This window comes from Tepidicella xavieri, from assembly GCF_004363315.1.
Lineage (GTDB): Bacteria > Pseudomonadota > Gammaproteobacteria > Burkholderiales > Burkholderiaceae_C > Tepidicella > Tepidicella xavieri.
The window spans coordinates 152,509-174,738 of record NZ_SNYL01000005.1 but is presented as its reverse complement, the minus strand read 5'-3'; the positions used below and the strand labels follow the sequence as shown (position 1 = coordinate 174,738).

The window sequence follows — 22,230 nt, the reverse complement described above, 5'->3', positions numbered from 1 at the left end:
TTCTTATCCTTTGCGAAATGTCTTTGCGGCCGGGGCTTGATACCCCGGTGCGAGTTTTGCGTTCTCAACGCCATACAGGGCGAGCGGATCGCTTAAGGCAAGGCGGTACTGTTCTTCCTTGAGCCGGTGGTCGGGCGAGCAGTCCACACTCCAGCGCAGCAGCATGTAACCCGCGACGGCGGCGCGCACGCGCATCCGGATCGAGCCCCCCTCCATCCCGTAGTCCATCTTGATGATTTCCGGGCGTGCGAGGCGTGGATGCGGCACCAAATCCAACTCAACGATGCGCGTCCACTGGATGTCGTTGTCTGGCCGCTCAAAGGGCTGCGGCTCCTCGTCGAGCAGCGTTGGCGCTTCGATGCGGGTGACGACGAAATCGCGGAACTCGCCGCTCTTGCGATCGAAGGCACGGACGTGCCAGCGTAGGCCGGTGTCCACCAGCGCAAAGGGCACGATGACCCGTTCCGATTCGCCGCTGCTCATCGAGTGGTAGCGAATGGCGAGGGGACGCTTGGCGTGGATCGCCCGGCAGACCGGGGCCAAGACATCCATTTTTGGGTTGCTCAGGGCCGTGGGTGACTCGCACGGCAGCAGCGGCTGCAGGGGTTTTGCAGAGGGGCCATGCACGCCATCACCGAAGCCCAGAGCCAGCGCCGACAGCACACGCTGGGATGCGTGTTCGAACAGCGGGGAGAACGCCTGCCCGATCCGGTAGATCTTGTTGCTACCGTCAAAGGTGATGTTCTGCGGCGCGATCTCCCGATACAGCGCCAGGTCACGCGTCGCCCCGGCCGGAGCCACGCCGAAGCGCTCGATCAGGTCGGGGCGGCCGATCTCACCAAAGAAGTAGAGCCGGAAGTCGATGAAGGCCAGCCGCTCGCGCTGGGCGTGGCTCAAGCTCTCGACGCGCTGGGGTTGAGTCACCGAAGGCTCCTCATCCCAAGCGGACGACCGAAAGACTGCGATTGGTTTTATGTTTGTCCATTGCCAGGCGGTTCACATCATCAAACTGATGACATTATGCGCCACAACTTGGACTGCAACAACAAGGACGCAGCCACCCCTTGGCCGTCGAGTTCGATTCCGTGTTGGGGGATCGAATCGGCGTCTACAAAAGGCCGCCGGACGCAACGCTGGAGTATCAAAGGACGGCGATCAGCGTAGAATCATCGCTGAACGGTGCTCATCGGAACCCATTGCAGCCGTGATAGGCCGCGTGGCGTCGCCTTAGCACCACCATTTACCCAAGGCCAACCCTTATCGGTTGGCCTTTTTTCTTGCGCGTTCCCCGCGTGTTGGCGCGTGTTCACGGCGTGATCTTGCGGACGCAGCCTTTGAGCTCGGACCGCCTTCGCCCCTCACGGCCTCTCTGTTCTCTGTTTTTCGCTCAGTGTCCGTGGAGGACTCCGGGGACCTGTACGTGCTCCATCAAGGACTTAGCGGCGCCGGTTGCAGTCGGCAACTGCCCGGCGGCGGCGACCGAGAGAGATCGTCAGGCCGCAAAAAGGCCGCCCGAAGGCGGCGGCGATGTGATGACAGGGCCCGTCAGGGCATCGAGGCCAGCACCCGGATCTGCTCGGCCCAGCCATAGGGCCACGGGCGCCCCAGCAGTCGCTCGACGGGGAGTTCGGGGGTGGCGGCGAGGCGCTCCACCAACTCGGGGGCCAGCAGGGTCAGCCGCATAAGGCGATGGACCTGCGAGACGTCCATCCCCTCGGCTTTGGCGATCTCGGCCGCCGAGGCAACCCTTCCCTCGGTGAGCAGCCGCTGCCAGTGGTGCGCCAGCCCAAGCGCTCGCAGGAGAGCGGTGTCCGGGATCTCGGTGCGCACGGGAGCGGCCCAGGTCGAGTGCGCCTCGACGGCCGTCCGGACCCCAGGTGGTGGGATCACCGCGCGCCGGGTGCCACGCTGGACGAGCCGCCAGGGCACAAAGGTTTCCAGCTTCACGCCGCCCGCAGGCGTGGGCAGTCTCTGGGTGACCGGCGCTCCCTCGATGCGTCCCCGGTGCTTCGTGCTCACGCTTTCTCCTCGAAGCGCCGCACGATCTCGCGCTGGGCCGCCCAGTCCACCGGCAGCGGGTGGCGCTGGAACCAGATCAGGCTCATCCGGCGTGGCTGCCGCCCGGCCATCAGCATCTCGACGATGTCGGGCGCGAGCAGCGTCAGGCGCAGCAGCTCGTTGACCACCGAGTGGTGCAGCCCTTCGGCACGCGCGATGGCCGAGCCGCTGGGCATCGCGCCGCTGTCTAGCAGCCGTTGCCAGTGGAAGGCCCGTGCCATCCCTTCGATGAGCGTGCTGTCGTGCGCGTCCCGGTCCTCGGCCTGGTGCTGAACCAGCCGGCGCACGCCGCGCCGCCGCAGGGTCAGCGGCACGAAGGTCTCGAGCGTCCCGTCCTTCATGCCTCGACCTCCAGCAGCTCGGCGCCGATGCTCCTGGGCGCGAACTCGCCGATCAAGGCGTCCCAGCCCAGTTCGCGCCACTTCACCCGGATGCCCTGCATCTCGTCGGTGTGGACGAGATCGATGCGCTCGATCATCAGGTTGGCGATGCGGTGCTGCTCAACCGGGAAGAGCTGATCCCACACGTCGTTGAGGCGCCCCATCGCCATCACGACCGTGGTCTCGTCGATCGGCACGCCCTGGCGTTGGATGTGGCGCACGACGGCGGCGATGGATTCGGGGCTGGTCAGCACGGTGCGGATCTGGGCCACGACCGCCGCCTCGATCTCGCGGGCGGGCAGGCGCTCGTAGCTCTTGCCCGGCGCGCCGAAGCGGCTCTCGGACTTGGAGACGTAGTACTGGTACTTGCGGCCGTTCTTGCGCGAGTACGTGGGGTACATGCGTTCGCCCGTCGGCGCGTACAGCAGCCCCCGCAGCAGCGCGTCGTTGCGCGAGCGGATCTTGGTGTCCACCGACCGCGCGTGGCTGTCGCGGGCCAGCACCGCGTGAACCTGGTCCCACAGCTGGCGTTCGATGATCGGCTCGTGCACGCCGGGGTACCACTGGCCCCGGCTCGACAGCTCCCCGAGGTAGATGCGGTTGCGCAGCACCTTGTGGATGTACTTCTTGTCGATACGTGTGCCGGTGCGAACCCGCCCGTCCTGCGTCGTCCACGCCTTGGTCGTGATGCCCTCGGCAGTCAGTCGAGCAGCGATCTGGGTCGGCGAACCGATTGAGAGCATCTCCTCGAAGATGCGGCGCACCACGGCCGCCTCGGCTTCGTTGATGACCAGTTGCCGGTTCGCCACGTCGTAGCCCAGTGGCGGCACGCCGCCCATCCACAGCCCCTTCTTCTTGGCCGCGGCGATCTTGTCGCGGATGCGCTCGCCCGTGACCTCGCGCTCGAACTGGGCGAAGGACAGCAGGATGTTGAGCGTGAGCCGCCCCATCGAGGTCGTGGTGTTGAACTGCTGCGTGACCGAGACGAAGGACACGCCGTGGCGCTCGAACACCTCGACCATCTTGGAGAAGTCGGCGAGGCTCCTCGTCAGGCGGTCGATCTTGTAGACCACCACGATGTCGATCAGCCCGCGCTGGATATCGGCCATCAGGCGCTTCAAGGCCGGGCGCTCGGTGTTGCCGCCGGAGTAGCCGGGGTCGTCGTAGTCGTCGGCCACCGGAATCCATCCCTCGGCGCGCTGGCTGGCGATGAAGGCGTGCCCGGCTTCCTTTTGCGCATCGATGGAGTTGAACTCCTGGTCGAGCCGCTCGTCCGACGACACCCGGCAGTAGACCGCACAGCGCTTGCGCGCCTTGGTGGAGGCGATTTCCGTCATCAGGCGCCTCCCTTCAGGCCGAAGAACAGCGGGCCGCTCCAATGCTGGCCGGTGATGTGCCGCGCCACGGCGGTCAGGCTCTTGAAGCGGCGGCCTTCGTATTCGAAGTGACCATCGGCGTCAACCGTCACCCGGTGCTCGCGCTCGCCCCATTCGCGTAGCAGCACGGTGCCCGGTGCGAAGTCGAACTTGCGCGGGCGCGCGCGCAGTTTGATCTTGGAGTGCTTCGCGCCGATGGCCTCAAGGCGCTGGCGCGTTTCGGGTGCGAGTCCGCCGAAGGCTTCTTCCTGCAGCTTGTAGGCGATACGGGATTCGACATGGGTGCGGTTCGGAAACTCCGGGCGCCGCTCGAAGTACCGATCCCAGAGCACCCAGAGTTCGGCCATCGGCAGGTGACTCAGCTCGGCGATCCGCGCCGCGATGGAAGCTTGTTTCTCGTTCATCACAACTTCTCCTGTTGAGAGGGGGTTGTATGAACGCGCTGGTCGGGCAAGAAGCCAAGGCGAACCGCGCTCTGTTCCAGCCCGGAAGACCCGAGGGTACGGACGATGGCGGCCGCAAGGATGGTGGTGATTTCGCCAGCACGGGCGCTGGCGCTCATCTCTGCCGGAGATGCAAGTTCGAGGTTTCTCATGACGGCTCCAGGGAATCGAAACCGCCAGGGATGATGTGCGCAGATTTCCGAAGCGGATCGCAACGCCGATCAATCGGCGCGGCGCGCTGACGCCTCAACGGCGGTCAGACGTCTTCGGTGACTGCTTCGATCGCAGCGCTGCGCGTGTCGCTGTCATCGACGACCACTCGATCGAGTGGGGTCAGCTTCAGCTGCCACGCCCGCGTGCCTGGGACCCTTTCGAGATAGTCGCGCCAGGGCGAGTGCTTGCCGGTGAAGAGGTTGGCCGGAGACGTGCAGCCCGTGCCGGCCATCAGCGCCTTCGTGTTGACGTGGGGCGTTCCTGCGGCCCAGGCCTCCACCAGCCGCTGCAAGACGGCGATCCTTGCTTTGCCCGTGACCCGCCACGGCGCCTTGCCCGGAAGGTACAGCGTCGCCGCGTGACCATCGGGGGCGACCTTGAGCGTCACCGTCGACCCGCCCATGGCCGCCAGTTGCCCGTGGCGATAGGCCACCTTCAGCCGGTCCAGGTCGATGGCGCTGCCGTTGCCCGCATCGGCGAGCACATCCTCGATGGGAATGACGACATTGGTGCCGGCGAATGGCAGCGGCGTCGAGGTCGTCGTCAACACCACGCCTGCCACCGGGCGCGGACGAAGCCTCAACGCAGCGTCGACTTTCGCGTACGCGCGCTCGTGGGACATCCTGGAGGCGAAGTACAGCGCCACGGCATGGCCGTCGATGTCGATCTCGCCAAGGAACACCGGCTCGTCGTCGAAGTGCCGACAGCGGGGTCCTTTCAAGGCCGATCCCAGCGCCGTGATCAATTCCTCGCGCAACCAGTCCAGCTGCACCTTCCAGCGCCGGGCGAGACGGGCCGGCAGGACCACGTCGTTGCCCGTCAGAGGATCGCGGTAGCGCACGGTGTCGGCATCGGCGCAGCGTTCGAGCACCACCTTCATCGGCTCGCCTTCGTCGACGGGGACCGACAGCTCGGCGATGCGCTCGCCTTCGATGAGGATGCCTTCGTCCTGCAGCCGCTCGATGTCGATGCCGAGCTTATGCAGTGCGAAGCCGTCCATCGGGCTGCTGGCGCTCTCCAGAAGCCGGGCCACCTGCGCGATCAGGCTCGGATCGTCCCGCCCGCAGCCCGGGTGCAGCGGTTTGCGCACCCCCAGGGCCTCGAGCAGTTGCATCCCGGCGCGGCGCAGGCGTTGGTCTTTCTCGCCAGCCAGGCTGCAGCGACCGGGCTCGGCCAGCACGATGGCCAGCGGGGTGGCCGCCGTCTCCCCCTCGAACACCAGTTCGGCCACCAGGGTCACACCGAGCAAGGCACCAGGCTGCGCGAAGGGGTGGTTGCCCCAGCGCTCGTCGATCACCTCGTGCAGTTCTGCGCCGCTGTCGATGTGCAGCGTGACGGCGTCCGTGGCATGCCCAAGCAAAGCCTTGGCTTCGGTCAGATACAGCCGCTCGATGCGGCCCCAGTCGATGCGCGGCTTGGTGTCCTTCAGTGGCCGCGCAAAGCGCGACAGGTCGTAGCGCGAGCGGTCCAGCGGACGGTTCGACAAGGGGGCCTTGAAGCCGTGCCGGGACAGCACGTTGGCCAGCGGCGCACGGGTGCCCAGCGTCGGGGCAAAGACTTCGACGAGCCCACGATGAGGCGCGTAGATGAGGGTGGCGTCGCGCGCCGGGAAGTAGAAGAAGCTCTTGCGCTGGCGGTTGCGCATCTCCACCGCGGCCACCTGATCGCCGGCGAAACGCACCACGAGGTAGTGTGTCGCCTGGGTCTGGCCTTGCCGGTTCGGCTCCTCCATGGCCACGTGGATGACCTCGCAGGGCTCGGCCAGCCGCATCGCCTCGGTGAGTTGCGCTTCCAGCCGGTCCTTGACCGCATCGTTCCACAGGAAGGGCGGCGCCTCGCCGGGCACGTCGAACGCGTCGTGCAGGCGCTTGAGCCCCTTCAGGTCCTGGGTGTTGACGATGGACTCGGCAGTGTCGAAGAGCTTGATCGAGGCCTCGCTGTGCGTGCGCATCCACACCGCGCGACCGACCTCGCCGCCTTCTTGCGCACGAAACCGTGCGAGCAGGTCCTCGTCGTAGAGCTGCTCGGCGACGGTGGCGAGGATGGCGGCCCCGCGTGCGGTGCTCAGGCGCAGCACCCGCAAGGCTTCGCGCTCGGCCGGATCGCGCTGCTCCTTGCGCAGGTGCTTGATGTGCTCGATGAGGGCAGCGCTCAGCCCCTCGTCGGGCTGCGTCCAGTCGAACCCGCGCTGCAGCCCCAGGCACTCGGGTAAACCGGCAAACGAGCGTAGGACCGCAGGGGGGGCCTGCTCGGTCAGTTCCAGCAGACAATGTGCGTTGGTCAGGGTCTTCTTGCCCATGCTCCCTCCGATACAGCGCGAAGCGGTCCCTCACATGGCCATGACCCATGGGCGCATCACCGCCACCGATTGCGTCAGCCCCTGCGCCAGCAGGGTGTCCAGGTAGTCGTCCGCCGACTTGGGCGGGTGCTTCAGACTGCGCCGGTGGCGGGCGGCTGCTTCCAGCACGCCGGCCGGGTGCAGGTCCAGCAAATCGACGATGAAGTCGTCCGGATGCTGCGCCGCGAGGTTGTAGGGCTTGAGCGCCTCGGGCGGAAAGTCCTTGAGGTTGAAGGTCACGATCAGGCTGGCACCGGCGTGGATGGCGGCCGCCACCACATGGCGGTCGCTGGGGTCGGGCAACTCGATCGAGGGAATCAGGTACTCGAAGCCGGTGACCAGGCAGTCGCGGACGTGGGCGTTCATCAGCCGCCGCGTGCGCTCGAGCTGTTCGGCAGTCAGATCGGGACGGCTGGCCAGCACGTGGCGCATCCACTCGTCGTGAATCATGTCGCTCCAGCGCGCCCGGTACAGATCGGACAGCGCCAGATGCATCAACAGATCGCGCAGGGGCGCGGGATAGAGCACGCAGGCGTCGTAGACGACGGTGAAGTGCGAGCTCATCCGCTCAGTACCCCATGCCGAGTTCCTGGGCCTGCGCGGCCAGTTCGTCGAGGGCCTTGCGGCGCTCGGCATCGATCCGGTGCTTGTAGGCGATCACGTCCTGGTAGCGCACCCGACGATGCGTGCCGATCTTGTGGAACGGGATCTCGCCTTTTTCCAGCAACTGCACGAGGAAGGGCCGCGAGACGTTGAGCAGGTCGGCCGCTTCCTGCGTGGTCAGCTCGGCGTGGATGGGGATGACGGTGACGGCATTGCCCTGGCCGATCTCGGTCAGCACGTCCAGCAGCAACCGCAGCGCCGTGGTCGGCAGCGTCACTGAGCGCACCGCGCCCTTGTCGTCGTGGAAGTCGATCTGCTGGGTCTCGGCGCGCGTTTGCAGCACCGTCGAGAGCACGCGCCCGGACTCCCGGGCGAGCGCGACGTCCTCGGCCGAGGGCAGCGCCTTGGGGATGGCGGGGGTCGTCATGGGGCTCTCCAGGCAGGGGGTGATTCGCAGCAAGGGGCAGTATAACCGAAACAAACGAAATCGCAATAACCGAAAAGACATTGTTCGGACCATACAAATCAAAGACTTAAGGCGCATGCCTGGCTCGCCACCGGTCGGGCCGCGCCCCGTGATCGCCTAAAAAGCACTCGCCCAAGCCCAAAGCGCCGGGCAATTCAATGAGGGCTCCCAAACAGAAGGAGCCCCGCCATGCAGAAACACCCTGCATCTGTTCGATCCACCCGGAACTTCTATCCGGCACCACCCGAAGGCACGACGCCGGTCGCGCTCAACGAGTTCGAACTCGCCGCCCGCTGGCGACTGTCCGTCCACACCCTGCGCCGCTGGCGGCAGGAGCAGCTGGGCCCGGTCTTTTGCAAGCTGGGCGCACGCGTCACCTACCTGATCAGCGACGTCGAGGCCTTCGAGCGGCGCGTCTCGCGCTACTCGACCTTCGCTCGGGCATACCAGTGAGGGGGCGGCCATGAGCGACCTCACCCTCTACCCCGCCGACATCGCCGCGATGTCCGTCGGCCAGCTGGCCGCGCTGCCGCCTGCCCAGAAGGCGGAGATCAGCCGCAACCTCGACGAAGCGCTCGCCTGGCTCAAGCAGGCCCGCGCCAAGTTCGACGCTGCGCTGGAGGCCGCCTACGGCGAGCAGGCCCGTGCTGCCCGCCTCGAGGCGGGCAAGGACTTCGGCGTCGTGCACCTGAAGGACGGGCTGCTTCGCGTGACGGTCGATGTCCCGAAGCGCGTGTCCTGGGACCAGGCGCAACTGGCCGCCATCGCCCGGCGCATCGCCGCCGCCGGCGAGAAGGTCGAGGACTACCTGGACGTCGAGTACTCCGTCTCGGAATCGCGCTTCTCCAACTGGCCGCCGGCACTGCGCGCCGGGTTCGATGCCGCCCGCACCGTCAAGCCCGGCAAGCCCACGTTCCGGCTGGCCCTCGTCTCGGAGGAGTGATCCATGAGCACCGAACTGATCCCGTTTGATTTCGAAGGCCGTCCGGTCCGGGTCGTCACGGATGCCCAAGGCGAACCGTGGTTCGTCGCGGTGGATGTGTGCGCGGTTCTTGAACTGCCGAACACCACCCGCGCCCTGGCGCGACTGGACCCTGACGAGCAAGCCCTGATCTCAATTCAGGGCATCTCGCGCGGCAATGACCAGGTCAACGTCGTCAACGAGCCCGGGCTGTACAGCCTGGTCCTCGGCAGCCGCAAGCGCGAGGCCAAGCGCTTCAAGCGCTGGGTCACCCACGAGGTGCTGCCGGCGATCCGCAAGACGGGCAGCTACACGGCGCCAAGTGCACGCCCGACCCTGCCGGCACCCACCCAGGACCGCATCGCCGCTCTGCTGCTGATCGGCGAGGCCGTGGCCAAGGTGCCGGGGGTCAAACCCGGCATCGCGATGGCGGCCACGCTCTCCTGCATCCAGGAGAACACGGGCCTGGCGGTCGAGACGCTGCGCCGCGCCCTTCCTGCCCGGGACACTGCGGCGAACGAGGCGATCTGCTCGCTCAACGCCACCCAGCTCGGCAGGCTGCTCGGCCTGTCGGCCAAGGCCACCAACCAGCGCCTGGCCCACCACGGCCTGCAGTTGCGCAACGAACGCGACGAGTGGGAACTGACCGAAGCCGGCGAGGCTTGGGCCGAAGCCATGCCGTACTCGCGCAACGGGCACAGCGGCTACCAGATCCTCTGGAACCCCGCCGTCGCTGAAGTGCTGAAGGAGGTGGCGTGATGGCCCTCCCCATCATCACCGCCGATGAGCGGCTGCGCGAGAAGCAGGGCGTGAAGCTCGTGCTTCTAGGCAAGAGCGGCATCGGCAAGACCAGCCAGCTCAAGACGCTGCCGGAAGGATCGACCCTGTTCGTCGACCTCGAGGCTGGCGACTTGGCCGTCAAGGACTGGCGCGGCGACTGCGTGCGCCCGAGCACCTGGCCGGAGTTCCGCGATCTCGCGGTGTTCCTCGCCGGCCCGAACCCGGCATTGCCGGCCGACGCGCCGTTCTCCGAGGCGCACTACCGGCATGTGTGCGAGCGCTACGGCGACCCGGCGCAACTGGCCAAGTACGACACCTACTTCGTCGACAGCATCACGGTGCTCGCCCGTCTGGCGCTCGTCTGGGCCAAGACCCAGCCGCAGGCCTACAGCGAGCGCACCGGCAAGCCCGACACCCGCGGCGCCTACGGGCTGCTGGGCGCCGAGCTCATCGGGGCGCTGACCCACCTGCAGCACGCGCGCGGCAAGCACGTCGTGTTCGTGGCCATCCTCGACGAGCGCTTGGACGACTTCAACCGCAAGGTCTTCGTGCCGCAGATCGAGGGCGCCAAGACCGCGGCGGAACTGCCCGGCATCGTCGATGAAGTCGTCACCTTGGCCGAGATCAAGGCCGAGGACGGCTCGTCCTACCGCGCCTTCGTCTGCCACACGGTGAACCCCTACGGCGTCCCGGCCAAGGACCGCTCCGGCCAGCTCGAGTTGCTGGAGCCGCCGAACCTGCGCGCGCTGATCGACAAGTGCGCCGCCGCCACTCGAATCCCGCCATCCCCCACTGCATCCCAGGAGTAAGCCATGACCCATTGGTCCGATTTCAACGACGCCGAACAGCAGCAAAGCTTCGACCTCATCCCCAAGGGCACGCTCGCCCGCGTGCGCATGACCCTCAAGCCCGGGGGCTTTGATGACCCGGCCCAAGGCTGGACCGGGGGCTACGCCACGCAGAGCTTCGAGACCGGCTCGGTGTATCTCGCGGCCGAGTTCGTCGTGCTGGAGGGCGAGTACGCTCGGCGCAAGCTGTGGTCGAACATCGGCTTGCACAGCGCGAAGGGCCCGGCCTGGGGCCAGATGGGGCGCAGCTTCGTGCGCGCCGTGCTCAATTCCGCCCGCAACGTCCATCCGCAGGACATGAGCCCGCAGGCCGCCGCCGCGCGGCGCATCCAGGGCTTCCACGAGCTCGACGGCATCGAGTTTGCGGCCCGCATCGACGTCGAGAAGGACGGCCGCGGCGACTTGAAGAACGTCATCCGAAACGCCGTCGAGCCCGACCACCCGGACTACGTCCGCCTGATGGGCGTGCCGCCGAAGGCCCCCGGTACCGGCAACGGTGGCGCCCCGGCGGCGGTCGCCCCGCCCCGTGCGATCCCCACGCCGCCCGCCCCGCAACGCCCCGCCGTGCCGGGCAAACCGGCCTGGGCGCAGTGAGAGGAGGGTCAGTGAAGTGTTGGGTCTGCAAACGACAGGCGCGCGGCTACGGCCACTCGGACCTTCGGCATCCGGTGGGCGATGCCCGGCGCTATCCGATCGACTGGGTGTTCTGCTCGCGGCGTTGCCAGGAGGCGTTTCACGCGCTCTACGGCCACTGGCTGCGGGTGCGCGAGGGGCGCACCGACATCAAGGAGGTCGCCATGATCGATCCGTCTGATGTCGAGCTGGCCGCGATGCGGAAGTGCCTCAAGGCCTTCGGTGCGGCGGCAGAAAGCATCGGCTTCGACAAGCCCCTCGGTGCGTACTCCGAGGCCGAGGCGCTGCAGGTGATCGACGCCATCGTCACCTGCTACACGGAGGCGATGGTCGAGCACCACGAGGCGACCAAGTACCCGCCGGTGCGCGGGCTGAAGCACCCGGTGTCCGATCCCTTCGCCGACCTCGAGGACGATCTGCCGTGGGAGGAGCCGAAGGCTCAAGCGCAGACGGCACGCACGGCAGCACCCAAGGAGGCGCGGCGATGATGGACTTCAACGCCTCCAAGAGCCTGTCGGGTCAGATCACGGCGCTGATCGATGCCGGGCTGCAGCAGTCTCGCGCGGCGCAGCCTCGCCGCACCTACCTGGGCGCCTCGCGCCTCGGGGTCGCCTGCGAGCGCGCGCTGCAGTACGAGTTTGCCGACGCCCCGGTCGATCCGGGTCGCGAGACCGACGGCCGCCTGCTGCGCGTCTTCGAGCGCGGCCACGTCATCGAGGACTGCATGGTCGGATGGCTGCGCGCGGCGGGCTTCGATCTGCGCACGCGCGACGACGCGGGGGAGCAATTCGGCTTCTCGGCGCTGGACGGGCGCCTGCAGGGCCACGTCGATGGCGTGCTCGTCGCCGGGCCCGACCTCGGCTTTGGGGCCGGCTATCCCGCGCTGTGGGAGAACAAGTGCCTGGGCGCCAAATCGTGGCGCGAGTTGGAGAGACATCGCCTCGCGGTCGCCAAGCCCGTCTACGCCGCCCAGGTCGCGCTCTACCAGGCCTATCTCGAACTGCACGCGCACCCGGCCCTGTTCACGGCGGTGAACGCCGACACCATGGAGATCCACGCCGAGCTGGTGCCGTTCGATGCGGCGTTGGCGCAGCGCATGTCCGACCGGGCCGTGAAGGTCATCACGGCCACCGAGGCGGGCGAACTGCTGCCGCGCTCGTTCTCCGATCCCACCCATGTCGAGTGCCGGATGTGCCCATGGCAGGACCGGTGCTGGAGGGCTGCGGCATGAGGACCCGATCCGTATCGACGACGGGCGCGATTGGCGAGCCCATGATCGACGCCAAGCAAGCCGCGGCCAGCCTGCGCCTGCCGTACTACTGGTTCGCCGATCCAATGATGCGCGCCAAGCACCGCATCCCGCACTACCTTCTGGGTGGGCTGGTGCGCTACCGGCTGTCGGAACTGCAGGTTTGGGCCTCGCACCACGCGAGAGCCATGGCCCGCAGCGCGTCGGATGGCAGCGAGGAGGGCGGTGCATGATCGATTTCAACGCTCTCCCGGACCCGCCCGCCGACGCCGACCCCACCGCGCGCCGCGAGGAGATTCGCGCCGCCCTGCTCGCGAGGCTGGAGTCGGTGCTGTTCACCCTGTTCCCCGCTGGAAAGAAGCGCCGCGGCAAGTTCTTCATCGGCGACGTGCTCGGCAGCCCGGGCGACAGCCTGGAGGTCGTGCTCATTGGGGACAAGGCGGGACTCTGGACCGACCGTGCCGAAGGCTCCGGCGGCGATGTGTTCCACCTGATCGGCGCTCACTTCGGCGTGGACGTGCACGGCGACTTCGCCCGCGTCCTCGATCTGGCCGAGGACCTCGTCGGCCGAGCGCTCACGGCGCCGCCGCGCAAGGCGGCCAAGAAGGCCTCGATCGACGACCTCGGCCCGGCCACCGCCAAGTGGGACTACCTCGACGCACAAGGGCGCCTCATCGCCGTGGTCTACCGCTACGACCCGCCCGGGCGCAAGAAGGAGTTCCGGCCCTGGGACGCCAAACGGCGCAAGATGGCTCCGCCCGAGCCGCGGCCCCTCTACAACCAGCCGGGGATCCAGGAGGCCGCCCAGGTCGTGCTGGTCGAGGGCGAGAAATGCGCCCAGGCCTTGATCGACGCCGGCGTGTGCGCCACCACCGCGATGCACGGGGCGAATGCGCCCGTGGACAAGACCGACTGGTCGCCGCTGGCGGGCAAGGCCGTCTTGGTCTGGCCTGACCGCGACAAGCCGGGCTGGGAGTACGCCGTGCAAGCGGCTCAGGCCATCCTGTCCGCCGGCGCGAAGTCCTGCCACATCCTCTACCCGCCCGAGGAAGCAGCGCAGGGATGGGACGCGGCCGATGCGGTGGCCGAGGGCTTCGACGTCGCCGCCTTCCTCGCCCACGGTCCGCGTGTGCAGGTGCATGACATTGCGGACCCCGGCGAGCCGGTGATCGGCGCGGATGAATCGGTGTGGGGCACCGAAGATGCCCTGGCGCTGGCCTTCACCCGGCGCTACCACCGCGACTGGCGCTACGTGGCGGCCTGGGGCCGCTGGTTGGTGTGGGACGGTCGGCGCTGGCGCAACGAGGAGACGCTGGCGGCCACCGACTTGATCCGCGGTGTCTGCCGACACGCGGCCCTCCAGGCCGACAACCCCAAGCTGGCGGCCAAGCTGGCCACCTCCGGCACCGTCGGCGGCGTCGAACGCCTGGCTCGCGCAGACCGACGTCATGCCGCGACCACCGCCGAGTGGGACGCCGATCCCTGGCTGCTCAACACCCCAGGCGGTGTGGTCGACCTCCGAACGGGCCGCATGCGCGCGCACGACCGCGCCGACCGCATGACCAAGATCACGACCGCCACGCCCGGCGGCGACTGCCCGACCTGGCGGCAGTTCATCGCCGAAGTGACCGGCGGCGATGCGGCACTGCAAGCCTATCTGCAGCGCATGGCGGGCTATGCGCTCACCGGCTCCACCCAGGAGCACGCGCTGTTCTTCCTCTACGGCACCGGCGCCAACGGCAAATCGGTGTTCGTCAACACCCTGGCCACGATCCTGGGCGACTACGCCGCCAACGCGCCAATGGACACCTTCATGGAGACGCGTACCGACCGCCATCCGACCGACATGGCGGGGTTGCGCGGCGCGCGCTTCGTAGCGGCGATCGAAACCGAGCAAGGGCGGCGCTGGGCCGAGTCCAAGGTCAAGAGCCTCACGGGCGGCGACAAGATCTCGGCGCGGTTCATGCGGCAAGACTTCTTCGAGTTCTGGCCGCAGTTCAAGCTCTTCGTCGCCGGCAACCACAAGCCCGCCATCCGCAACATCGACGAGGCCATGAAGCGCCGGCTGCACCTGATCCCCTTCACGATCACCGTGCCGCCCGAGCGGCGCGACAAACACCTGCAGCACAAGTTGCTCGCCGAGCGCGACGGGATCCTGGCCTGGGCGCTGGAGGGCTGCCTGGCCTGGCAGCGCCTGGGCCGGCTCGATCCGCCGCCGCAGGTGGTGGCCGCCACCGAAGAGTACTTCGAAGCCGAGGACGCGCTGGGCCGCTGGCTCGACGAGCGCTGCGTGCGCGAGGCCAATGCCAAGTCGCTGACGGCCGAACTGTTCAGCGACTGGAAGCAGTGGGCGGAGGCCGCCGGCGAGTTCGTCGGCTCACAGCGCCGCTTCTCCGACCTCTTGATCACCCGCGGCGTCGAGAAATGGCGCAACGCCGCCGGCATCCGGGGCTTCCGTGGCGTGGGTCTCAAGCACCCGACGCAGCCCGCCTACACCCCCTATGCCGACGACTGAACACCCGTGACCACCGACAGGACTGACGCATCTGACGCTGTACATCGTAAGTCTCTACGCGCGCGCGCGCGTGCGCGCGCCTCACGGGAGTAATCGATATCGTGCGTCGGATGCGTCAGTCCCCACCGAACGAGGACTGACACCATGCACACCACCCTGCTTGCCCTCGACCTGGGCACCACCACCGGCTGGGCGCTGCGCGACCGCACGGGCCGAATCACCAGCGGCACCGAAGCCTTCAAGCCCCGACGCTTCGAAGGCGGCGGCATGCGTTTCCTGCGCTTCAAGACGTGGCTGGGCGAACTCAAGGCCCACGCCGACGGGATCGATACGCTGGTCTTCGAGGAAGTGCGCCGCCACGTCTCGACCGACGCGGCGCACGCCTACGGCGGCTTCCTGGCCACGCTTGCGGCCTGGTGCGAGCACCACGGCGTCCCCTACCAGGGCGTGCCGGTGGGCACGATCAAGAAGCACGCCACCGGCTCTGGCCGCGCCGGTAAGGACGCGGTGATGGCGGCCGTGCGTCGCCGGGGTCACGCCCCGGCGGACGACAACGAGGCCGACGCCTTGGCGCTGTTGCACTGGGCCCTCCCGCTCCACGACGCGGCGCAGGAGGCGTGAGATGGACATCCCGACCCCTCGCTACCGCTGCCCGCTGGGGCGCCTGCAGCCCGAGCCGATGGACGTGGAAGCCGTCAAGCGCCGCGGCTGGCGCGAGCAACGCCTGCTCGTCGTCTCCCTGGAGGACGACCGGCTCGATGGGATGGAACGCGAGCTGATCCGCCGAATCGGCGAGCGGCTCTACGGCGCACGGGAGGCGCGCCATGGCTGAGTGGACCGTCGAGCGTGTGGCCGAACGCTTCCGGGAGGCGGCCATCACCGCCCACCGCTTGCCGTCCGTGCGCGTGCAGGGCTACTTCAACACCTGGCCGGCGATCCGGCGCATGCCCTGGGAGACGCTGGGGGCCGAGCCGACGATCCGGCGCTTCCCACCCAGCCTCGAGGCCATCGAGCGCATGCTCGAGACCATGCGCTGGGTCTTGTGGCTGGAGGAAGAGGAACGGCATCTCGTGTGGATGCGCGCCGAGCGCCACCGCTGGCGCGACATCTGCGCCCGCTTTGGCTGCGACCGGACCACCGCCTGGCGGCGGTGGCAGCGGGCGCTCTCGATCGTGGCCGACCGTCTGAACGGAGAGCAAGGAACTTCTCGACACATGGTGCCACTAAGTGGCATACTTCACTAATGAGAAGAGTCTTCAAGACGCGCCACTTCGCTCGTTGGATGCGCAAGACCGAACTGACAGACGCCGGGTTGTGTCAAGCGGTCGAGGAGATGGCCGCGGGCCTCATCGATGCCGACCTGGGCGGTGGCGTGGTGAAAAAGCGCGTGGGCTTGGCTGGCCGCGGCAAGCGTGGTGGCGCGCGCACCTTGATCGCCACCAACAAGGGCGATCGCTGGTTCTTCGTCTACGGCTTCGAGAAAAACGAGCGGGCCAACATCGATGACGAGGAACTGGAAGCGCTGCAGGATCTGGCCGCCGATCTGCTGGCCCGTCCCGCGCGCCAGTTGGATGAATCCGTTGCCGACGGAACATTGCAGGAGATTTGCCATGACAAACGAGCCTAAGTCCAAGAGCCGCCTGCTCGAAGCCGTTCACGAAACGGCGCGCGACCTGCATCGCCTGGGCTTCATCGACAAGCGCAAGATGCGCAAGTACGACGCGCTGTGCCTGGAGCCGGTGCATGAATACGACGCTGAGAAAGTGCGCGCCTTGCGCGAACGCCTGCACTTGAGTCAGGCCGTGCTGGCATCGGTCCTCAACACCAGCGTCTCGACCGTGCGCAAGTGGGAAGTGGGCGACAAGAAGCCCAGCGGTCCCTCGCAGAAGCTGCTCGACCTCATCGAACGCAAGGGGCTGGAGGCGGTGCTCTGATGGGGTAGCTCTTCCAAACCCATGCGCAACGTTGATGAACGCAGGGCGCGCTGACAGACAGTTTCGGACTGGATGCAAATCCGGGGTCGTTCAGGGGTGCAACAAAGCAGGCCGATCAGGGGTAGTATCTCGGCTAACTTCTGGACAGCGGTGACGGTCGAGGAAGCCGCCCGGGCATTCACGGGTCCTTCCTGGCGACCCAGCCATGCGGGGGGCGCGAGCGCGGCGCTTCGCCACCGTCAGGGTGCAAACCGAGGTTTGCAGGGTTTGCGGTTTGCAGCCCTCCAGCCCGAGACCTTCTCCCCGACACCCCCAGCCCGCCCACGGTCCGCCGTCGGCGGGCTTCTTCGTTTCCGAGGCACCGATTCTGGACACGCTCGCCGTCACGTACCGCAAGGTCGAGACGCTGATCCCCTACGCCCGCAATCCGCGCACGCACAGCGACGAGCAGATCGCGCGCATCGCCGCCAGCATCGCCGAGTTCGGCTGGACCAACCCGATCCTGGTCGATGGCGAGCACGGTGTGATCGCCGGTCACGGCCGGCTGCTGGCCGCGCGCAAGCTGGGGCTCGCCGAGGTGCCGGTGATCGAGCTTGCGCACCTGACGCCTGCGCAGAAGCGCGCCTACGTGATCGCCGACAACCGGCTCGCACTCGACGCCGGCTGGGACCAGGCGATGTTGGCGCTGGAGTTCGCCGAACTGGCCGACGCCGGCTTCGATCTGGACCTGACCGGCTTTTCGGCCTCCGAGATCGAAGGCCTGCTCGACGCCATCGAGAAGACGGAACCGTCCGCCGAAGAGGACACGAGTGCTTTGGTCCGCGACCCGGACGAGGACGACGTCACACCGCCCACGGTGGTGGTCACGCGCCCCGGCGATCTGTGGCTGCTCGGTGAACACCGACTGCTCTGCGCCGACAGCCGCGACGCGGCCGCCGTCGCGCGCCTCCTCGAGGGCGAGCGGGCGCATCTGCTCTTCACCAGCCCACCGTATGCCAACCAGCGCGACTACACCACCGGCGGCATCTCCGACTGGGACGCGTTGATGCAGGGCGTGTTCGGCGCTGCCCGCGCGGCACTGCGCGAGGACGCGCAACTCCTGGTCAACCTCGGGCTCGTGCATCGCGACAACGAGTGGCAGCCGTACTGGGACGGCTGGATCGAATGGATGCGCACCCAGGGCTGGCGGCGCTTTGGCTGGTACGTGTGGGACCAGTCGGTGACCGTGCCCGGCGACTGGGCCGGGCGGCTGGCGCCCCGGCACGAGTTCGTCTTCCACTTCAACCGACGCTCGCGCAAGCCGAACAAGATCGTGCCCTGCAAGTGGGCCGGGCACGAGACGCACCTGCGCGCCGACGGATCGTCCACCGCGATGCGCGGCAAGGACGGCAAGGTCGGCGCCTGGAACCATGCCGGACAGCCCACGCAGGCGTTCCGCATCCCGGACTCGGTCGTCGAGGTGACGCGCCAGCGCGGCCGCATCGGTGAAGGCATCGATCATCCGGCCGTATTCCCGCTGGGCCTGCCGAAGTTCTTCATCGAGGCCTACACCGACGTGGGCGAGATCGTCTTCGAGCCGTTCGCGGGCTCGGGCACCACGCTGCTGGCCGGGCAACACACCGACCGCCCGGTACGCGCCATCGAACTCGCTCCAGAGTACGTGGACGTCGCGCTGCGCCGGTGGTTGCAGCACCACCCGGGCATGGAGCCGGTGCTCGCGACCACCGGCCAGCCCTTCGCTGAGGTTACTGCCGAGCGCTTGGGCGAGACGGCGGAGGCGGCCGCATGAGCTGGCTCGCCGAGCGCATCGAGCACTGGCCCATCGACAAGCTCATCCCTTACGCCCGCAACGCACGTCAGCACTCGGACGCGCAGATCGCCCAGATCGCGGCCTCCATCGCGGAGTTCGGCTTCGTCAATCCCATTCTCACCGGCGCCGACGGTGTGCTGGTCGCGGGCCATGGGCGGCTTGCCGCCGCGCGCAAGCTGGGCCTGCCCACCGTGCCGGTGGTCGTGCTCGACCACCTCACGCCGACCCAGCGCCGCGCCCTGGTGCTCGCGGACAACCGGCTCGCGAAACTCGCGACCTGGGACGATGCCCTGCTGCGCATCGAACTGGAGGCGCTGCAGGACGATGGCTTCGATCTCGATCTCACCGGATTCGACGCCGATGCACTGGCAGAACTGCTGGCCGATGAGGAACCCCAGATCGAGGGCCGGACGGAGGACGATGCCATCCCGGAGATGCCGGAAGAGCCGGTGTCTCGGCCGGGCGACGTCTGGCGGCTCGGGCCGCACCGGCTGGTCTGCGGGGACGCGACCACCGCCGAGGCCTACGCGCAGCTGTTCCCGGACGGCGAGCGGGCGGACATGGTCTTCACCGATCCGCCCTACAACGTGAACTACGCCAACAGCGCCAAGGACAAGCTGCGCGGCAAACACCGCCCCATCCTCAACGATGCGCTGGGCGAAGGCTTCTACGATTTCCTCTTTGATGCGCTGGCGCTGATCATGGCGCACACCCGCGGCGCGATCTACATCGCCATGTCCTCCAGCGAACTGGACACGCTGCAAGCGGCCTTCCGCGCCGCCGGCGGGCACTGGTCGACCTTCATCATCTGGGCCAAGAACACCTTCACGCTGGGCCGCTCGGACTACCAGCGCCAGTACGAGCCGATCCTCTACGGCTGGCCGGAGGGTGGCGAGCGTCACTGGTGCGGCGACCGCGACCAAGGCGACGTGTGGCACTTCAACAAGCCGCAGAAGAACGACCTGCACCCGACGATGAAGCCGGTGGAACTGGTCGAGCGTGCCATCCGCAACTCCAGCCGCCCCGGCGACGTGGTGCTCGACCCCTTCGGCGGCTCGGGCACGACCTTGATCGCCGCCGAGAAGGCCGGGCGCGTGGCGCGGCTGATCGAGCTCGACCCGAAGTATGCGGACGTGATCGTGCGCCGTTGGCAGGACTTCACCGGCCAGCAAGCCACCCGCGAGGCCGACGGCGTGGCCTTCGATCAGGCGGCGAGCGACTCGTCGGCGATCGCGCAGTGAATCACGAACCCGGTCAGATAAGGCAGCCCGCGCGGGATGCCGTAGTCCTTGCTGGTCTGGCGGCCGATGGTCCATCCCATCCACTGCCGGGTGGCGGCGTCGATCGCGTCGTGGAGGGTCTGGCCCGCATGCAGGTGGGTGAGGACTGCGTCCGCGAAGTGGCGGCCGTGACGGCTGTCGAGGAAGGCTCGCACTGCCTCAAGGGTCTGGCCGGTGGCCTGCGAGATCGTGGTCATCGTGATGGGCCAGGCGGCGTCGGCGTGTTCGTTCATCGTGCCGTAAAAGCCCCAGGCGTCGTTGCGGGTGGCGGGGATGGGCTGGGTCGTGGTCATGGGTTGCTCCTGCGGGTTGGGGTGGCGACACCCGTATGAACGCGCTGTTCGATCGAGAAGCCAAGCATCAGATCGTTGATTGATTCCTTTGGGAAACGGCGCGGCTTTAGGCCGCGCCTTTGACAGTCAGCGAATCCGGTAGACGCGCTCGCCGCCCGGGGATCTCTCGGAGACGATCGTCAGGCCCAGTTTCTTCTTCAGCGCCCCGGCCAAGGTGCCGCGCACCGTGTGCGCCTGCCAGCCGGTGCTGTCCATGATCTGGCGGAGGGTGGCGCCTTCGGGACGCTGCAGCATCGCGATCACCTGCGCCTGCTTGCTGTCGGCGCGGGGGCGGCGCGGCTCGGCGCTGCGATGCGCATCCTGCGCCCAGGCCGCTTCGGCGGCGTTCACCGCCGCCTCCAGGTCGGCCTCGTCGCGCGCCGTCTGCGCCTGCTCGGCCCGGGCGATCACCGCATCGAGTTTCGCAACGAAGGACTGGCGCGGGGCGGTGCGGGCACCCGGGCGCGGCACGCCCAAGGCCTCGTAGCCTGCGTCGGCAACGACCCAGACCTCGCCCTGGCGGGCGATCAGGGCGCGGTTGGCCAGGCCGTCGAGCACCTTGCGGCGGGCACCGCCTTGGATGTGCTCGGGGAACCAGTCGATTCGGCCGTCGCTGTGCTCGAGCGCATGGGCCAGGATCGCGTGCTGGGCGGGGGTCAGGGTGATGGTGCTCATGGTCTGCTCCTGGATAGGGATGGATCGGCGCGAGTCAGTCTTCCCAGAGGTGCTCGCCATCGAGGCTGATCCACAGGCGCGCATCGCGCGCGGTGGCCATCTCGCGCACCGCCAAGCCGGTTTTGAGGTGGGTGCCGGTCTTGCCGGTGAAGTCGTAACGCTGGCCGTCGTGCATCACGGTCGTTGGGCCTTGCTCGTCGAACTCGATTCGGATCAGGCGGGTGCCGAGGGCGTTGCCGTTGGTGTCGGTGACCTGGGGTTGGCGGATGCGCAGGGTCATGGTCTGCTCCTTGGTGCGTGGTGATCGGGTGAGGTGATGAACGCGCTGTTCGCGTGAGAAGCCAAGCGTTCTTGCTTGGCTTCGCATTGCTCGTCAGACCTTGCGCAACACCGCGATGCCGGCCTGCGCCAGTTCGAGCGCGGCGGCGTGGAAGGCCATCTCGCCGACCCAGGGCGCAGCCCTTGCGTCGTCAAACAAGCGGTCGATGACCGGCCGGGCCTTGGCGCGCATCGCGGCGCAGGCGGCTTCGAGCTCGTCGCGGCTGGCGGCGGCCACCTCCTTGCGGCAAGTGCGCACCAGCACGGTCAGGGCGGCCTCGGCGAGCTTGGTGGCGAGAAGGTCGGGGATGTGGGGGTTCATCGGGCGTCCTTTCGATCGGGTGGTTCGGGGTGACGTGATGAACGCGCTTCTCGCCCGTGAAGCCAAGCGTTTTCTGCGGGTGTTGGCCAAGAACTGACGATGACTTGATCGAAAAGGGCCATGGGCATCTCGATTCGCGCCTACGCCCGCCACCGTGGGGTATCGGACACCGCCGTGCACAAGGCCATCCGCACCGGGCGCATCACGCCCGAGGCGGACGGCACCATCGACCCAGACCGGGCCGACCGCGACTGGACCCGGAACTCCGAGCCGCCGAAGGCGGGAACGGGCTCCCGGACCGTGAAGGTGCGGGTGGCGGAGGATCCGGCCCCCAACCTCGCCACCGGCCTGCCCGCAGGCGGCACCACGCTCGTGCAGGCGCGCACGGTCAACGAGGTGGTCAAGGCGCAGACCAACAAGGTGCGGCTGGCCCGCCTCAAGGGCGAACTGGTCGATCGCCACCAGGCCATCGCGCATGTGTTCAAGCTCGCCCGTACGGAGCGCGACGCCTGGCTCAACTGGCCGGCGCGGATCTCGGCGCAGATGGCGGCCCGGCTCGGCGTGGAGGCTCACACCCTGCACGTGGCCCTGGATGCCGCCGTGCGCGAGCACCTCGCCGAGCTCGGGGAACTCAAGGTTCGGGTCGATTGATGAAACACATCCCTGTGTTTCACCCTGCCGGGCGCGCTGGCGCGC

Annotated in this window: 30 protein-coding genes; 17 read left to right on the top strand and 13 right to left on the bottom strand. The window is 67.9% G+C overall.

The window, feature by feature from the left end; translation table 11 throughout:
- Positions 1 to 3: 3 nt before the first annotated feature.
- From DFR43_RS06185 to DFR43_RS06145, 9 genes are all read right to left on the bottom strand, one after another.
- Entirely contained in the window at positions 4 to 924 is a 921-nt protein-coding gene (locus tag DFR43_RS06185) for a WYL domain-containing transcriptional regulator (RefSeq protein ID WP_211338609.1), read from the bottom strand.
- A 621-nt stretch (positions 925 to 1,545) separates the two neighbouring features.
- Positions 1,546 to 2,019: a hypothetical protein gene (locus DFR43_RS06180; protein WP_133596704.1), complete on the bottom strand. Its 474-nt coding sequence runs from the start codon at positions 2,017 to 2,019 to the stop codon at positions 1,546 to 1,548.
- Complete coding sequence (locus DFR43_RS06175) at positions 2,016 to 2,399, bottom strand: hypothetical protein (protein WP_004869841.1); 384 nt, start codon at positions 2,397 to 2,399, stop codon at positions 2,016 to 2,018. The genes DFR43_RS06180 and DFR43_RS06175 overlap by 4 nt, the downstream gene beginning before the upstream one ends.
- Complete coding sequence (locus DFR43_RS06170; protein WP_133596702.1) at positions 2,396 to 3,775, bottom strand: recombinase family protein; 1,380 nt, start codon at positions 3,773 to 3,775, stop codon at positions 2,396 to 2,398. The genes DFR43_RS06175 and DFR43_RS06170 overlap by 4 nt, the downstream gene beginning before the upstream one ends.
- Positions 3,775 to 4,218 carry a DUF2924 domain-containing protein gene (locus DFR43_RS06165; protein WP_133596699.1) on the bottom strand — a complete coding sequence of 148 codons (444 nt, stop codon included), beginning with the start codon at positions 4,216 to 4,218 and terminating at the stop codon, positions 3,775 to 3,777. Before DFR43_RS06165 ends, DFR43_RS06170 begins: the two co-directional genes overlap by 1 nt.
- On the bottom strand, positions 4,218 to 4,409 hold the full coding sequence (locus DFR43_RS06160) for a hypothetical protein (RefSeq protein WP_024890398.1): 192 nt from the start codon (positions 4,407 to 4,409) through the stop codon (positions 4,218 to 4,220). The genes DFR43_RS06165 and DFR43_RS06160 overlap by 1 nt, the downstream gene beginning before the upstream one ends.
- Before the next feature lie 104 nt (positions 4,410 to 4,513).
- Complete coding sequence (locus DFR43_RS06155) at positions 4,514 to 6,769, bottom strand: hypothetical protein (RefSeq protein ID WP_133596696.1); 2,256 nt, start codon at positions 6,767 to 6,769, stop codon at positions 4,514 to 4,516.
- A gap of 30 nt (positions 6,770 to 6,799) precedes the next feature.
- Positions 6,800 to 7,372, bottom strand: coding sequence for a PIN domain-containing protein (locus tag DFR43_RS06150; RefSeq protein WP_133596694.1), 573 nt, complete (start codon positions 7,370 to 7,372; stop codon positions 6,800 to 6,802).
- Positions 7,373 to 7,376: 4 nt separating this feature from the next.
- Positions 7,377 to 7,838 carry a helix-turn-helix domain-containing protein gene (locus DFR43_RS06145; protein WP_024890401.1) on the bottom strand — a complete coding sequence of 154 codons (462 nt, stop codon included), beginning with the start codon at positions 7,836 to 7,838 and terminating at the stop codon, positions 7,377 to 7,379.
- 228 nt (positions 7,839 to 8,066) lie between these two features.
- Here DFR43_RS06145 and DFR43_RS06140 point away from each other — a divergent pair, with 228 nt between their 5' ends.
- The 16 genes from DFR43_RS06140 (at position 8,067) to DFR43_RS06065 (ending at position 19,848) form a co-directional block, all read left to right on the top strand.
- Entirely contained in the window at positions 8,067 to 8,330 is a 264-nt protein-coding gene (locus tag DFR43_RS06140) for a MerR family transcriptional regulator (protein ID WP_004869858.1), read from the top strand.
- Between the two features lie 10 nt (positions 8,331 to 8,340).
- Positions 8,341 to 8,820, top strand: a complete 480-nt coding sequence (locus DFR43_RS06135; protein WP_133596692.1) for a hypothetical protein — start codon at positions 8,341 to 8,343, stop codon at positions 8,818 to 8,820.
- A gap of 3 nt (positions 8,821 to 8,823) precedes the next feature.
- Positions 8,824 to 9,597: a BRO-N domain-containing protein gene (locus DFR43_RS06130; RefSeq protein ID WP_133596690.1), complete on the top strand. Its 774-nt coding sequence runs from the start codon at positions 8,824 to 8,826 to the stop codon at positions 9,595 to 9,597.
- Positions 9,597 to 10,427, top strand: coding sequence for an ATP-binding protein (locus DFR43_RS06125; protein WP_211338608.1), 831 nt, complete (start codon positions 9,597 to 9,599; stop codon positions 10,425 to 10,427). Before DFR43_RS06130 ends, DFR43_RS06125 begins: the two co-directional genes overlap by 1 nt.
- Before the next feature lie 3 nt (positions 10,428 to 10,430).
- A complete protein-coding gene (locus tag DFR43_RS06120; protein WP_133596686.1) occupies positions 10,431 to 11,060 on the top strand; it encodes a hypothetical protein in 630 nt (209 codons plus the stop codon).
- A gap of 11 nt (positions 11,061 to 11,071) precedes the next feature.
- Positions 11,072 to 11,587, top strand: a complete 516-nt coding sequence (locus tag DFR43_RS06115) for a DUF6511 domain-containing protein (RefSeq protein WP_133596684.1) — start codon at positions 11,072 to 11,074, stop codon at positions 11,585 to 11,587.
- Complete coding sequence (locus DFR43_RS06110) at positions 11,584 to 12,330, top strand: hypothetical protein (RefSeq protein ID WP_133596682.1); 747 nt, start codon at positions 11,584 to 11,586, stop codon at positions 12,328 to 12,330. Before DFR43_RS06115 ends, DFR43_RS06110 begins: the two co-directional genes overlap by 4 nt.
- A complete protein-coding gene (locus DFR43_RS06105) occupies positions 12,327 to 12,581 on the top strand; it encodes a hypothetical protein (protein ID WP_033371809.1) in 255 nt (84 codons plus the stop codon). The genes DFR43_RS06110 and DFR43_RS06105 overlap by 4 nt, the downstream gene beginning before the upstream one ends.
- The gene (locus DFR43_RS06100; protein WP_133596680.1) at positions 12,578 to 14,863 is read left to right on the top strand and encodes a phage/plasmid primase, P4 family; all 2,286 of its coding nucleotides are present in this window, start codon (positions 12,578 to 12,580) and stop codon (positions 14,861 to 14,863) included. The genes DFR43_RS06105 and DFR43_RS06100 overlap by 4 nt, the downstream gene beginning before the upstream one ends.
- 144 nt (positions 14,864 to 15,007) lie before the next feature.
- Positions 15,008 to 15,484, top strand: coding sequence for a crossover junction endodeoxyribonuclease RuvC (locus tag DFR43_RS06095; RefSeq protein ID WP_133596678.1), 477 nt, complete (start codon positions 15,008 to 15,010; stop codon positions 15,482 to 15,484).
- 1 nt (position 15,485) lies between these two features.
- Positions 15,486 to 15,695, top strand: a complete 210-nt coding sequence (locus DFR43_RS06090; protein ID WP_054284883.1) for a hypothetical protein — start codon at positions 15,486 to 15,488, stop codon at positions 15,693 to 15,695.
- Positions 15,688 to 16,107 carry a DUF6362 family protein gene (locus tag DFR43_RS06085; RefSeq protein ID WP_133596676.1) on the top strand — a complete coding sequence of 140 codons (420 nt, stop codon included), beginning with the start codon at positions 15,688 to 15,690 and terminating at the stop codon, positions 16,105 to 16,107. Before DFR43_RS06090 ends, DFR43_RS06085 begins: the two co-directional genes overlap by 8 nt.
- The gene (locus tag DFR43_RS06080) at positions 16,107 to 16,490 is read left to right on the top strand and encodes a type II toxin-antitoxin system RelE/ParE family toxin (protein ID WP_072756620.1); all 384 of its coding nucleotides are present in this window, start codon (positions 16,107 to 16,109) and stop codon (positions 16,488 to 16,490) included. Before DFR43_RS06085 ends, DFR43_RS06080 begins: the two co-directional genes overlap by 1 nt.
- Entirely contained in the window at positions 16,474 to 16,797 is a 324-nt protein-coding gene (locus DFR43_RS06075) for a helix-turn-helix domain-containing protein (RefSeq protein WP_055424142.1), read from the top strand. The genes DFR43_RS06080 and DFR43_RS06075 overlap by 17 nt, the downstream gene beginning before the upstream one ends.
- A 367-nt stretch (positions 16,798 to 17,164) precedes the next feature.
- A complete protein-coding gene (locus tag DFR43_RS06070; RefSeq protein WP_133596737.1) occupies positions 17,165 to 18,586 on the top strand; it encodes a site-specific DNA-methyltransferase in 1,422 nt (473 codons plus the stop codon).
- Complete coding sequence (locus DFR43_RS06065) at positions 18,583 to 19,848, top strand: site-specific DNA-methyltransferase (RefSeq protein ID WP_133596674.1); 1,266 nt, start codon at positions 18,583 to 18,585, stop codon at positions 19,846 to 19,848. Before DFR43_RS06070 ends, DFR43_RS06065 begins: the two co-directional genes overlap by 4 nt.
- Here the strand turns inward: DFR43_RS06065 and DFR43_RS06060 are convergent.
- The 4 genes from DFR43_RS06060 to DFR43_RS06045 form a co-directional block, all read right to left on the bottom strand.
- The gene (locus tag DFR43_RS06060) at positions 19,812 to 20,180 is read right to left on the bottom strand and encodes a hypothetical protein (RefSeq protein WP_133596672.1); all 369 of its coding nucleotides are present in this window, start codon (positions 20,178 to 20,180) and stop codon (positions 19,812 to 19,814) included. The genes DFR43_RS06065 and DFR43_RS06060 overlap by 37 nt on opposite strands.
- A gap of 126 nt (positions 20,181 to 20,306) precedes the next feature.
- Entirely contained in the window at positions 20,307 to 20,894 is a 588-nt protein-coding gene (locus DFR43_RS06055) for a DUF3489 domain-containing protein (protein ID WP_133596669.1), read from the bottom strand.
- A 34-nt stretch (positions 20,895 to 20,928) separates the two neighbouring features.
- Complete coding sequence (locus tag DFR43_RS06050) at positions 20,929 to 21,174, bottom strand: hypothetical protein (protein ID WP_123770449.1); 246 nt, start codon at positions 21,172 to 21,174, stop codon at positions 20,929 to 20,931.
- A gap of 93 nt (positions 21,175 to 21,267) precedes the next feature.
- A complete protein-coding gene (locus tag DFR43_RS06045; protein WP_123770450.1) occupies positions 21,268 to 21,534 on the bottom strand; it encodes a hypothetical protein in 267 nt (88 codons plus the stop codon).
- A 120-nt stretch (positions 21,535 to 21,654) separates the two neighbouring features.
- Here DFR43_RS06045 and DFR43_RS06040 point away from each other — a divergent pair, with 120 nt between their 5' ends.
- Entirely contained in the window at positions 21,655 to 22,185 is a 531-nt protein-coding gene (locus tag DFR43_RS06040; RefSeq protein ID WP_019562352.1) for a hypothetical protein, read from the top strand.
- Positions 22,186 to 22,230: the final 45 nt, after the last annotated feature.